The sequence below is a fragment of the Paraclostridium sp. MRS3W1 genome (genome assembly GCF_032465715.1).
Taxonomy (GTDB): domain Bacteria; phylum Bacillota; class Clostridia; order Peptostreptococcales; family Peptostreptococcaceae; genus Paraclostridium; species Paraclostridium dentum.
Genome location: NZ_JAWDJM010000161.1, coordinates 15,731 through 28,828, shown reverse-complemented (window position 1 = coordinate 28,828; position 13,098 = coordinate 15,731). Strand labels below are relative to the sequence as shown.

The window sequence follows — 13,098 nt, the reverse complement described above, 5'->3', positions numbered from 1 at the left end:
CCTTATTTAACATTTATAAATGTTTACTATTTATTAAATGTGATATATAATTTGAAGAGAGATTAACGAACTAAGGGAGATGAATTTTATGGATAGAAATTTAGCATTAGAGTTAGTTAGAGTAACGGAAGCAGCAGCTTTAGTCTCATCGCAGTTTATGGGTAGAGGAGATAAAAATGGAGCTGACGGAGCAGCAGTTGAGGCTATGAGAAGAGCTTTTGAAACAGTTAAGGTCGATGGTGAAGTTGTAATAGGAGAAGGAGAGTTGGATGAGGCTCCTATGTTATATATTGGTGAAAAGGTTGGTATGGCAACAGAGGATAGCATGAAAGTTGATATAGCAGTAGACCCTTTGGATGGAACTACACTAATAGCTAAAGGACTACCTAATGTTATATCTGTAATAGCTATGGGAAAAAAAGGAAGCTTACTTAAAGCTCCTGACACTTATATGAAAAAGATAATTGTTGGTCCTAAGGCAAAGGGATGTATAGATTTAAACGCAAGTGTTGAAGAGAATATAAAAAATGTAGCAAAAGCTTTAAATAAAAAGACAACAGAAATGACTATAATAGTACAGGATAGAGAAAGACATGATTATATATTTGAAGCAGCTAGAAAATTAGGTACAAGAATAAAAATGTTCGGAGATGGAGATGTAGCAGCAGGTATTGCAACTTGCTTTGAAGATACAGGAATAGATATGCTTATGGGAATTGGCGGTGGACCAGAAGGTGTTATAACAGCGGCAGCAATTAAGTGTATGGGCGGAGATATGCAAGCTCAGATTTATCCACTAAGTGAGCAAGAAAGAATTAGATGCCATGAAATGGGGTTAACAGACGAAGATATATCGAAAGTATTATCATTAGAAGACTTAGCTCAAGGTGATGAACTATTCTTTGCAGCAACAGGAATAACGGATGGAGATTTATTAAAAGGTGTAGTTAGTTTAGGTAATAATAGAATAACAACAAATTCTGTTGTTATGAGAGCGAAAACAGGAACTATAAGATTTGTCGATGCAATACATTCGGTTGATAAAAATGATATATTAACTGATTTAATGGGTAAATATAGTATATAAAAGGCGTAAAAAATAAAACTATTTTGTTTGAATAGTTTTATTTTTTTATTTGTTGACCATAATGTATAAATAGTGATAGTATTAAGTTTAACTGTTTGCTATAATAATGGTAGCTTCTCATTTGCACGCCTTTAATTTCCGAATAAAATTGTAATGTAATTATGGGATAGGAGGACTTTTTTGAATACGAAAGATATGACTTTGGATAATTTAGATGACATGACTCTAGTTCAACTAAAAGAATTAGCAAAGAAATTAGAGATTAAGTCTATAAGTAAGTATAAAAAGAATGAGTTAATACAAATAATAAATGAGTATAAAAATAAGGACATGATAGATAATAATAAAGAAATCGAGAAAAAAGAAACCGAAAAAAAAGAAATTAAAAGTGAACAAAAACAAAGTGTGAATAAGCAAGAAACTAAGGTTTATGAAAATAGGACTCAAAGATACAATCAAAATCACAATAGAAATTCATACAATAATTCATATAATGTTAAAGAAGTTGATGAAGCTAAGATTGTTGATGAGTTTAATACATCTAAAGATGATGAGGTAATGGGTGTTTTAGAAATACTACCAGATGGATTTGGATTTTTAAGAGGGCCTAACTATTTATCTACAGAACATGATGTATATGTTTCACCATCGCAAATTAGAAGATTCAATATGAAAACAGGGGATAAAGTTAAGGGTATAACAAGACATCCAAAAAGTGGAGAAAAATTTAGAGCATTATTATATGTTCAAAAAATAAATGATGAACATCCTGAGACAGCTACAAAAAGAAGAGCTTTTGAAACTCTTACACCGATATACCCGGAAGAAAGACTTACATTAGAGAAGTATCAAAATGAAATATCTACAAGGCTAATAGATTTAATTTCTCCTATTGGTAAAGGTCAAAGGGGATTAATAGTAGCGCCACCTAAAGCTGGTAAAACTATCCTTTTAAAAAGTGTAGCCAATAGTATAGTTAAAAATCATCCAGATGTGGAGTTAATAGTTCTTCTTATAGATGAAAGACCAGAAGAAGTAACGGATATGCAAGAATCTATAGATGCAGATGTTATTTACTCAACTTTTGATCAGGTGTCAAGTCACCATGTTAAAGTTGCTGAGATGGTTCTAAATAGAGCACAAAGATTAGTTGAGCACGGAAAAGATGTTGTTATATTATTAGATAGTATTACAAGACTTGCAAGAGCTTATAACTTAAGTATATCGCCAACTGGAAGAACGTTATCAGGAGGGTTAGATCCTGGAGCTCTTCATGGGCCTAAAAAATTCTTTGGAGCTGCAAGAAACATTAGACAAGGTGGATCTTTAACTATTTTAGCTACAGCATTAGTTGAAACAGGATCTAGAATGGATGATGTTATATTTGAAGAGTTCAAAGGAACTGGAAATATGGAATTACACTTAGATAGAAAATTAGCTGAGAAGAGAGTGTTCCCTGCTGTTGATATATATAAATCAGGAACAAGAAGAGAAGATTTATTATTAACAGAAGAAGAGAAAGCTGCACTTTGGAAACTTAGAAAAGAGATGAGCAGTAATTCTGTATATGAAGTAACTGATAAAGTACTAGAATTACTTAAGAGAACAAAGGATAATAATTCGTTTATAAAGTATATAAAAGAGACTTTAAACTAATTAGAAAACTCTTGTACCCTAAATAATCTTATGTTATAATGGTGTAGTTGAATAATGAAAAACGAAAAGTTAATATAATTAATTTCGAAAAGTAAGGAGAAGAGGTGACAAATATGCAAAAAGATATACAACCAAAATACCAAGAAGTTGAAGTACGTTGCGCTTGTGGAAACACATTCGTTGCTGGATCAACTAAAGACGAAATAAAAGTTGAGATATGTTCAGAATGCCATCCTTTCTATACTGGAAAGCAAAAGAATATAGAAGCTGGTGGAAGAATAGACAAGTTCAAGAAGAGATTCAAAATCGACTAATAGTAAATACGGAGTTGGCTTGCCAACTCCTATTTTATTTATATAGGAGGATTAAGTATGTATAGACCGGTAAATCATGGATATATAGAAATTGTCATAGGTCCTATGTACAGTGGTAAAAGTGAAGAATTGATAAGAAGATTAAAAAGAGCTAAGATTGCAAAACAAAACGTAGTTGTTTTTAAACCTCTTATTGATGATAGATATAGTAAAGAAGATGTAGTATCTCACAGCGGATATGCAATAAATGCTATTCCTATAAAGGATTCTTCGGAAATGGAAAAATATATAAATGAAGATACTCAAGTAGTTGGGATAGATGAGGTTCAATTCTTTGATAATGAAGTAGTTGATATGGCTATAAAGTTAGCAGATAAAGGGATAAGAGTTATTGCAGCTGGATTAGATATGGATTTTAAAGGCGAGCCTTTTGGACCTACGCCTAAATTATTGGCTGTAGCTGAATTTGTAGATAAAATTCAAGCTATATGTTCAGTTTGTGGACAACCAGCAACTAGATCTCAAAGACTTATAAATGGTAAACCAGCTAAGTATGATGAACCGATAATACAAGTTGGAGCTGTAGAAAGTTATGAAGCTAGATGTAGAAAATGTCATGTAGTTGAAAAATAAATTTATAAATAACAAACACCTTTTAGGTGTTTTTTCTTTGCCTAATATAGTAATATTATATATATAGTTTAGGAGTAGAGGTGAATATATGAAAAAACAACCGGTAGGTGGACAAGCTGTAATAGAAGGGGTTATGATGCAATCTAAAAACAAGAGAGCCATAGCTGTCAGAAAAAATGATGGAGAAATTATAATTAGAAAAAGAAATATAAAAAGTTGGATATCTGATAAGAATATAGATAAGATTCCATTTTTAAGAGGCGCTTTTATATTAATAGAGACTATGATTGAAGGAATAAATAGTATGAACTTTTCATCTGAATTTTTTTTAGATGATGATGAAGAAGAATCAACTTTTGATAAATTCATAAATAAACTATTTAAAGATAAGGCAAATGATGTGATAATAATAATTTCCCTGATAATAGGATTGTTTTTTGCAATGTTATTATTTGTAGTAACACCCACAATGATAGGTGGATTATTTTCAAGATTTATAAATAGTGATTTAATATTGAACTTAATAGAAGGATTTACCAGAATATGTATTTTATTTGTTTATATACTATTAATATCTATGAATAAAGATATTAAAAGAGTGTTTGAGTATCATGGAGCTGAGCATAAAGCTATTTATTGTTATGAAAATGATCTAGATTTAACTGTTGAAAACGCAAGGAAGTTTAAGACACAACATCCAAGATGCGGAACTAATTTTTTATTTATAGTAATGTTCACTTCAATAATACTTTTTTCTTTTTTTGGGTGGCCTAACCCAATTATAAGAATTATTATGAGAATTGTATGTGTTCCTATAGTTGCGGGAATATCATATGAAATAATAAAATTGCTTGGGAAATATAATAACATTTTGACGAGAATTGTAGCTTATCCAGGAATGATGTTACAAAAACTTACAACTAAGGAACCGGATGATAAACAACTTGAAGTTGCATTAAAAGCATTAGATTCTGTCATAAAGTAAAAAAGGAGAATTCTATGACAATAAGAGAAATTTTAATTAAATATATGGAGGAGTTATCAAGCATCAGTGATACTCCCAAATTAGATACAGAAATAATAGTACAAAAGGTACTAGGAGATGTTGATAGGCTGTATATTCAATTAAACTTGAATAAAAAACTTTCAGATGAACAAATAGAAGAGTTTAATAGAATGATTAAGGAAAGATTAGATGGAAGACCTATTGCATATATAGTTAATAATAGAGAATTTATGGGATTAGATTTTTTTGTAGAAGAAGGAGTTTTAATTCCTAGACCAGATACAGAACCGTTAGTTGAGGAAATAATAGAACTTACTAAGGGTATGGAAATGTTGGACATCGTTGATATTGGAACTGGATCAGGGGCTATATCTGTAAGCTTAGCAAAGTATATAGATAACAGCCATGTATATTCACTAGATATATCTGAAAAAGCTTTGAGTATAGGTAAAAAGAATGCTGTAAGCAATGAGGTTGACAGTAAAATTGATTTTATAGAATCTAATTTATTCAGTGGAATTAAAGATAAAAACTTAAAGTTAGATTTAATAGTTTCTAATCCTCCGTATATAAGAAAAAAAGATATAGAGACACTTCATACTCAGGTTAAAGATTATGAACCATATATAGCGCTTGAAGGTGGAGAAGATGGGTTAGATTTTTATAGGTCAATAACTAAAGAATCTGTTTGTTATTTAAAGGACGGAGGAATATTAGCTTTTGAAGTTGGCCATGATCAAGCTAAAGATGTATGTGATATTATGAAGGATAATGGTTACTCTAAAATATATACAAAGAAAGACTTGCAAGGAATCGATAGAGTTGTTATAGGTTATAAACTATGATATAATCAACTATTGATATTTTACAATTAAAGAGGTGAAAAGTATGCTAAACAAATTAGAAGTACTAGAAGATAAATATAAAGAACTAAGTGAAAAAATAGCAGACCCGGAAATAATAAATGACCAAAAAGTATGGCAGAAATTTATAAAAGAACATGCTGAAGTAGAGCCAATTGTAATGAAATTTAGAGAATATAAAGATGTAATGAACGCTATAGCTGATTCTAAAACTATCTTACAAGAGGAATCAGATGAAGAACTAAGAGAATTAGCTAAAATGGAACTATCTGAAATGGAAGAAAAAGTTGAGCCTATAGAGGAAGAATTAAAAATACTATTATTACCAAAGGACCCTAATGATGACAAAAACGTTATAGTTGAAATCAGAGGTGGAGCTGGAGGAGATGAAGCAGCTCTATTTGCTGGGGACTTATTTAGAATGTACTGCAGATATGCAGAAAGAAGAAAATGGAAAATTGAGTTATTAAGTGCTAGTGATACTGGTGTTGGGGGATATAAAGAAGTATCTTTCATGATAAAAGGTAATGGAGCATACTCTGTTCTTAAATACGAATCAGGAGTTCATAGGGTTCAAAGAATACCATCTACTGAATCAGGAGGAAGAATACATACATCAACAGCAACTGTTGCAGTTTTACCAGAGGTAGAAGACGTTGAAGTAGAAATAAATCCAAATGACTTAAGAATAGATGTTTTCCGTTCTTCAGGAAATGGAGGGCAAAGTGTTAATACTACAGACTCTGCAGTAAGGGTTACACATATACCTACAGGAGAAGTAGTATCTTGCCAAGATGGAAAATCTCAATTAAAGAATAAAGAACAAGCTTTAAAAATATTAAAAGCTAGATTATATGATAAAGCAGTTGCTGCACAACATAAAGATATAGCTGCAGAAAGAAAAAGTCAGGTTGGAACAGGGGACAGATCTGAAAGAATAAGAACTTACAACTTCCCTCAAGGAAGAGTAAGTGATCATAGAATAAACTTAACTTTATACAAATTAGATGCATTCTTAGATGGAGATTTAAATGAAATGATAGATGCATTAATAACTGTAGATCAAACTGAAAAAATGATGTCTATATAGTTTTAATATAAAAAAATCCCTATTTTGAATAGGGATTTTTTGCAAGTAAAAAGAGTTATTATCTAGTATTGTAATAATAGCAATTTATATTACATAAAATTTAGAGCAAGTTAAATAATACTAGGGGGTAACAAGAATTGTTTCGAATAACATTGATTGGATTAATATCTGGAGTTATAGGGACAGGAATCGGAGGCATTATATCCACTGTTTTTAGAAAAAATGTAAAAAGATATATAAGTTTTTTTATGGGAATATCTGGAGGCGTAATGCTAGCTGTTGTGGTATTTGATCTTCTTAAAGAATCCATGAACCAAATAGGAGTTATTTATACAAGTTTGTTTGTATTTGCTGGAGCTTTACTTACTATGTTAATAAAAAATAAACTAGAAGTAGAATCGGATCTTAAATCAGGGTATTTAATATTTTTAAGTATACTTTTACATAACTTACCGGAAGGTTTAGCGATAGGATCTTCATTTATATCAACTGAAAACCTAGGAATTACCTTAGCAATTGTAATAGGTATTCATAACATACCAGAAGGTTTAGCAATGGCGCTTAGTTTAGCTGGGAGTAAAATGAGCACGTTTAAAGTTGTATTATTAACATTAATAGCAGGAATTCCTATGGGTATAGGTAGTTTTTTTGGCGCATATTTCGCAGGTATGTGTACTTCTTTAATAGGGGGGTTCTTAGCTATAGCAGCAGGAACTATGATGTATGTAGTTTTAGAAGAAATATTTCCATCAGCGAAATCTATGTATTCTATAATAGGTTTTTTGATTGGAATTTTAGTAGTCAGCTATATATAAACTAAATATGAAGGAAGGTATACTAATGATAAATACAAAAATAAGTAAAATCGATGAATTAAATATAGATATAGAAGAAATAAGAAAGCATGCAAAATTATTATCTGAAGGAAATACAGTTATTTTTCCTACAGAAACAGTTTATGGGTTAGGTGCAAATGCTTTAGATGAAGATGCTGTAAAAAAAATATATGAAGCAAAAGGACGACCTAGTGATAACCCTTTAATAGTACATATATGCGAAAAAGATGAGATAAATAAATTGGCTACTGATATAAATGAAAAAGCTAAAAAATTAATGGATGAATTTTGGCCAGGGCCACTTACTATGATTTTTAAGAAAAAAGAAATAGTTCCACAAAGAACTAGTGGTGGGTTAGATACAGTAGCTATAAGAATGCCTTCGAATCCTATTGCCAGAGAAATTATAAGACAATCAGGAGTACCTATAGCTGCTCCATCAGCTAATATATCAGGTAGACCATCTCCAACAAAGGGACAGCATGTATGCGACGAAATGAACGGAAGGGTAAATGGAATTATAGTTGCAGGAGATTGCGATTTTGGACTTGAATCTACTGTTGTAGATATGACATCTGAAAAGCCTATGATATTAAGACCTGGAAGTGTTACTAAAGAGCAAATGGAACTTTTAATAGGAGAAGTCCTTATAGATCCATCTATTGAAGGTAAAGCAGATGTAAAAAAAGCTAAAGCACCAGGAATGAAATATACACACTATTCACCAAATGGAGATGTTTTTATAGTAAGTGGAGAAGACTCAAAAGTAATTAATAAAATAAATTCTTTAATAGACGAAAATGAAGAAAAAGGATTAAGATGTGGTGTTATGTGTCTTAATAAAAATAAAGAAAATTATAAAGGTGAAGTGATAGGTCTTGGAGACAACTTAGAAGAAGTTGGAAGTAACCTTTTTAATGCATTAATAGAAATGGATAAAAAAGAAATGGATATAATATATTCTGAAGCTTTTTCTAATCAGGGAGTTGGTAGAGCTATAATGAATAGATTAATGAAGTCAGCTGGGTATAAAATTATAGAATTATAAATAATAAAGTCCAAAAAATATATGAAATAATTATGTATAAAGGATGCAAAAATACTTAAAGTTTAGTATAATATAAAATTAAGTATAAATCTATGTATACAAAAGTATTGGAGGTATTGGACTATGAAGATAGGTTTAGGTAGCGATCACGGTGGATACAATTTAAAAGAAGAAATAAAAAAACACTTACAATCAAAAGGAATTGAATGTGTAGACTTTGGAACTGAAAATGGAGTAGATTCAGTTGATTATCCTATATATGGAGAAAAGGTTGCCAAAGCGGTTGTTAGCAAGGACGTAGACTATGGGATATTATGTTGCGGGACAGGTATAGGAATCTCATTAGCAGCTAACAAAGTTAAAGGTATTAGATGTGCTGTTGTTTCAGATACATTTTCAGCTAAAATGTCAAAAGCACATAATAATGCAAACATGCTTTCTTTAGGCGAGAGAGTAATTGGAAAAGGGTTAGCTCTTGAGATAGTTGATGCGTGGATAAACACTGAATTTGAAGGTGAAAGACACTTAAGAAGAGTAAATATGTTAAATGACATAGAACAAAAAAATTAGGAGGCTTACATAATGAAAAAAGTAGTAGTTGCAGATCATCCATTAATACAACACAAATTAACTTTAATGAGGGATAAAAATACAGGATCTAAAGATTTTAGAGAACTTCTAACAGAAATAACAATGCTTATGGGATATGAAATAACAAGAGAATTACCTTTAGAGGAAATAGAAATAGAAACTCCTGTTGTTAAAACTAAAGCAAAAGTTATAGCTGGGAAGAAATTAGGAATAGTTCCTATATTAAGAGCTGGATTAGGAATGGTAGATGGACTTGTAAACTTAGTTCCAGCAGCTAAAGTTGGACATGTTGGTTTATACAGAGACCCAGAAACTTTACAACCAGTTGAATACTATAGTAAATTCCCACAAGATATACAAGAAAGAGAAATGATAGTAGTAGATCCAATGTTAGCTACTGGTGGATCTGCTGTAGCAGCGATAGATGTATTAAAGAGAGATGGAGCTAAAACTATAAAATTAGTTAATTTAGTTGCTTCTCCAGAAGGTATAGAAGAAGTTCACAAATATCACCCAGATGTTGATATATACGTAGCTAATATCGATGAGAAATTAAATGATCATGGATATATAGTTCCAGGATTAGGAGACGCTGGAGATAGATTATTTGGAACTAAGTAATAAGTTTAAACAAGGTATCTATAAAGTTTTATAGATGCCTTTTTCCGTTGAGTCATTAGATCAAATATTAGGAAAACACTTATTAAAATAACCAATGTATACTATAAAAAAATTAAATTTAAAAAAATATTTTAAAATATTTTTTTAAAATGTAATTATTTGTAGAAAAATTTTCATAAAAGGTATAATATATATATATCTTTTATGGATTTATATCCAAAAAATAAATTAAAAAGTTCAAATTTTTCAAATGTTTTAAAAAGTAAAAATGTGCATAAATACTAGTATAATGAAGATTATATAAGTATAAACTAAAAAATGAAATGAATTATACAAAAATTATTTCATAATATATACATTTGAATAATTAAAAAAAAATTATTCAAAATTTATACAAAAATGAAAAAACTGAAATTTAAAAATCAATATTAGGTATTGATAAAAATATTTAAAAGAAATATAATAATGAAATATAATTTACAATTAAAATATTCAACGTTTCAAACAAACATCTTACATACGTACAATGAATTAATAGAATTTAAAATAAATTACGATACAAGAGGTATGATATTTATGGAAGATAAACATAGAAAATATGTACAGGCTCTTAGTATGCTTTCTTTAATAAGCCAAGTAGGATTGATGATTTTAATCCCTATTTTAGGATGTGCTTTTATAGGAAAGTACTTAGATGATAAATTTGGAACAAGTCCATTTTTATTATTGATTTTCCTTTTATTAGGAATAGGCGGTGCATTTAGTGGTGTTTATAAAACCTTAATTGTATACGCAAGAAGGAAGTGATTAAATGAATAATGGTTTAGGAAAACAAATAAGAGACGTAAATAAAGGTATACTCATAATTGATTTAATCGCAGCAATCCTTATTGTTTTTTTATCAAACTCTCCAAAAGAAATGCTTACAGGTCTTTTGTTTGGGAGCATAATAGCTATGTTAAATTTTAGATTACTAGCTATCTCGTTACAAAAATCAGTAACGTGTCCTCCTACTAAGGCTCAAATATATTCAACTAGTAGATACATAATAAGGATGACAATAGTAGGTGTGGTTTTATTTGTTTCAGCAAAATCTCCACATATAAGTGTTATTGGAACTACCATAGGCTTATTGAGCACTAAGTTTTCTATATTAGGCAAAAGAGTAGTAGTAGACAAACTTAAAAGAAAGGAGGCGTAACTGTGAGTCAAGCAAAATATATACTATATTTTGGAAACTTCAAGTTAAGTGATACAGTTATAACAAGTTGGATAATATTAGCAGGTCTTGCTATAGCATCTTATTTTTTAACTAGAAACTTAAAGAAAGTTCCAACTAGTAAAGTGCAAATATTTTTAGAATTTGTTATAGGCGGATTTGATAAGTTTGTAAAAACAACTATGGGACCAACAGCTATAAAAGAATTACCTTTTATGGTTCCGTATGTAGGAAGTTTATTCTTATTCTTCGCAGTATCAAACCTTATAGGACTATTAGGATTTAGATCACCTACAACAGATTTAGACACTACATTAGCATGGGCATTAATAACATTCTTTATGATTTACTATGCAGGTGTCAAGAAAAAAGGTATGGGAATGTTCAAGGAGTTACTTGAGCCAATACCATTCTTATTACCGCTTAATATAATAGGGGAATTAGCAAAACCTATATCATTAAGTTTCCGTCCATTTGGTAATATATTAGGAGGATCTGTTATCATGGCACTTTTATATCAATTCTTAGGATTCGTGTCAACAAGCTTAACAGGCATAAATATACCTTTTGGACAATTAATAATACCAGTACCATTACATTTATACTTTGATATATTTGCTGGTATATTACAAGCGTTCATATTCATAATGCTTACAATGGTATTTGTATCAAATGCTACAGAGTAATTGATATGTAAATAAACAAAAAACAATAAAAAAATTATTGAAATTTAAGGAGGAAACAATCATGGAAACAGCTATAATATTAGCAGGTTCAGCTATAGGAGCAGGTATCGCAGTTGCAACAGGTATAGGAGCAGGAATAGGACAAGGATTTGCAGCAGGTAAAGCTGCTGAGGCAGTTGGAAATCAACCAGAAGCTAAAGGTGATATAACTCAAACAATGTTACTTGGAGCTGCAGTTGCAGAGTCTTCAGCAATATATGGTTTAGTTGTAGCTATAATACTTCTATTCGCTAATCCATTCATAAAATAATAAGAATTAAAGTTTAAGGCATTATAAATAGGAGGTGGGGAACCATCTCCTAATTACGAATTGTGATTAGTAGAAAGGAGGAATAAGGATGGAATTAAAACCACTAATTGGGTTAACATATGAATTACTATTCCAATTAATAAATACATTCTTAGTGTTTGTTATTTTAAAGAAACTTTTATTTAAACCTGTTTTAGGAATAATAGAAGCGAGAGAAAAAGATATTCAAACAAACTTAGCTCAAGGAGAGAAATCTAAATCTGAGGGTGAAAAGTTCAAAAAAGAATTTGAAGAAAAATTAAGTTCTGCTAAAGAGCAGGGGCAAGAAATAATAAAACAAGCAACTGTAAGAGCAGAACAAAAATCAGAGGAAATAATATCTACAGCTAAAAATGAAGCTACAAGCATAAAAGAAAAAGCTAGCAAAGATATAGTACAAGAAAGACAAAAAGTTATGAATGAAGTTAAGGATGACATATCTTCAATAGCTTTACTTGCAGCATCTAAGGTTATAGAAAGTGACCTAGATAAGTCTAAGCATGAAAAGCTAATAAATGACTTTATAAAAGAGGTAGGCGAAGCTCAATGATAAATATAGTTGCAAGCAGATACGCTGAAGCCTTATTCCAAGTTGGAGAAGACTCTAAGTCGACTGAAAAACTATATAATGAGCTAAAGGCTGTAGTAGATATAATAAATGAAAATAAAGAGTTTGCAAATATATTAAAATCTCCAATAGTTTCAAAGGACGATAAAAAAGATTTAATATCTAATGTATTTGGATCTCAATTAAATAAAGAAATGTTAAATTTCATGAAAATATTAGCTGATAAAGATAGATTATCTTTAATAACTGGTATAGCAGAAGCTTTTAAAGCTTTATTAAATGATAAAAACAATATATTAGAAGGAGTTGCTATAACAGCAGTTCCTATGGAAAGTGAAGAACTTGAAGGACTTCAAGCTAAACTTTCAACTAAATATAACAAAACAGTTATTTTAAAAAATGAAGTAGATGAGTCTGTATTAGGTGGAGTCCTAGTTAGACTTGGAAACGAAGAGATAGATGGAACAGTTAAAAATCGTTTAGATAAGATGAAGGAACAACTATCTCAAGTAATATCTTAGGAGGGCGGTG

The 13,098-nt window shown here is 30.3% G+C and carries 17 protein-coding genes; all 17 read left to right on the top strand.

Annotation, left to right across the window (positions count from 1 at the left end):
* Positions 1-88: 88 nt before the first annotated feature.
* The 17 genes from glpX to RWY47_RS12945 all read left to right on the top strand — a co-directional run bounded on the left by glpX (position 89) and on the right by RWY47_RS12945 (position 13,088).
* Positions 89-1,087 carry a class II fructose-bisphosphatase gene (gene glpX, locus RWY47_RS13025; RefSeq protein WP_021430428.1) on the top strand — a complete coding sequence of 333 codons (999 nt, stop codon included), beginning with the start codon at positions 89-91 and terminating at the stop codon, positions 1,085-1,087.
* A gap of 195 nt (positions 1,088-1,282) precedes the next feature.
* Entirely contained in the window at positions 1,283-2,743 is a 1,461-nt protein-coding gene (gene rho / locus RWY47_RS13020; protein WP_021430377.1) for a transcription termination factor Rho, read from the top strand.
* A gap of 113 nt (positions 2,744-2,856) precedes the next feature.
* Positions 2,857-3,057 (top strand): 50S ribosomal protein L31, encoded by a 201-nt coding sequence (rpmE, locus tag RWY47_RS13015; protein WP_025161269.1) that lies wholly within the window; start codon positions 2,857-2,859, stop codon positions 3,055-3,057.
* Positions 3,058-3,114: 57 nt separating this feature from the next.
* Positions 3,115-3,690: a thymidine kinase gene (locus RWY47_RS13010; protein WP_021430400.1), complete on the top strand. Its 576-nt coding sequence runs from the start codon at positions 3,115-3,117 to the stop codon at positions 3,688-3,690.
* A gap of 88 nt (positions 3,691-3,778) precedes the next feature.
* Positions 3,779-4,675, top strand: coding sequence for a DUF1385 domain-containing protein (locus RWY47_RS13005; protein ID WP_150886807.1), 897 nt, complete (start codon positions 3,779-3,781; stop codon positions 4,673-4,675).
* Positions 4,676-4,689: 14 nt separating this feature from the next.
* Positions 4,690-5,541, top strand: a complete 852-nt coding sequence (gene prmC, locus RWY47_RS13000) for a peptide chain release factor N(5)-glutamine methyltransferase (protein WP_224171032.1) — start codon at positions 4,690-4,692, stop codon at positions 5,539-5,541.
* Positions 5,542-5,584: 43 nt separating this feature from the next.
* Positions 5,585-6,649: a peptide chain release factor 1 gene (gene prfA, locus RWY47_RS12995; protein WP_021430379.1), complete on the top strand. Its 1,065-nt coding sequence runs from the start codon at positions 5,585-5,587 to the stop codon at positions 6,647-6,649.
* A 137-nt stretch (positions 6,650-6,786) separates the two neighbouring features.
* Positions 6,787-7,464, top strand: coding sequence for a ZIP family metal transporter (locus RWY47_RS12990; protein WP_224171033.1), 678 nt, complete (start codon positions 6,787-6,789; stop codon positions 7,462-7,464).
* A 25-nt stretch (positions 7,465-7,489) separates the two neighbouring features.
* Entirely contained in the window at positions 7,490-8,533 is a 1,044-nt protein-coding gene (locus tag RWY47_RS12985; protein WP_226883350.1) for an L-threonylcarbamoyladenylate synthase, read from the top strand.
* Between the two features lie 123 nt (positions 8,534-8,656).
* Complete coding sequence (gene rpiB, locus RWY47_RS12980; RefSeq protein WP_021430373.1) at positions 8,657-9,103, top strand: ribose 5-phosphate isomerase B; 447 nt, start codon at positions 8,657-8,659, stop codon at positions 9,101-9,103.
* 12 nt (positions 9,104-9,115) lie between these two features.
* On the top strand, positions 9,116-9,745 hold the full coding sequence (upp, locus tag RWY47_RS12975; protein WP_021430412.1) for a uracil phosphoribosyltransferase: 630 nt from the start codon (positions 9,116-9,118) through the stop codon (positions 9,743-9,745).
* A 465-nt stretch (positions 9,746-10,210) separates the two neighbouring features.
* Positions 10,211-10,552, top strand: coding sequence for an AtpZ/AtpI family protein (locus RWY47_RS12970; RefSeq protein WP_224171034.1), 342 nt, complete (start codon positions 10,211-10,213; stop codon positions 10,550-10,552).
* Between the two features lie 4 nt (positions 10,553-10,556).
* Positions 10,557-10,946, top strand: a complete 390-nt coding sequence (locus tag RWY47_RS12965) for an ATP synthase subunit I (RefSeq protein WP_021434193.1) — start codon at positions 10,557-10,559, stop codon at positions 10,944-10,946.
* A 2-nt stretch (positions 10,947-10,948) separates the two neighbouring features.
* Entirely contained in the window at positions 10,949-11,650 is a 702-nt protein-coding gene (gene atpB / locus RWY47_RS12960) for a F0F1 ATP synthase subunit A (protein WP_150886809.1), read from the top strand.
* A 61-nt stretch (positions 11,651-11,711) separates the two neighbouring features.
* Positions 11,712-11,960 carry an ATP synthase F0 subunit C gene (gene atpE / locus RWY47_RS12955; protein ID WP_021434191.1) on the top strand — a complete coding sequence of 83 codons (249 nt, stop codon included), beginning with the start codon at positions 11,712-11,714 and terminating at the stop codon, positions 11,958-11,960.
* A gap of 88 nt (positions 11,961-12,048) precedes the next feature.
* Complete coding sequence (atpF, locus tag RWY47_RS12950) at positions 12,049-12,549, top strand: F0F1 ATP synthase subunit B (protein WP_035118335.1); 501 nt, start codon at positions 12,049-12,051, stop codon at positions 12,547-12,549.
* Complete coding sequence (locus RWY47_RS12945; RefSeq protein WP_021430392.1) at positions 12,546-13,088, top strand: F0F1 ATP synthase subunit delta; 543 nt, start codon at positions 12,546-12,548, stop codon at positions 13,086-13,088. Before atpF ends, RWY47_RS12945 begins: the two co-directional genes overlap by 4 nt.
* The last annotated feature ends 10 nt before the right edge of the window (positions 13,089-13,098 follow it).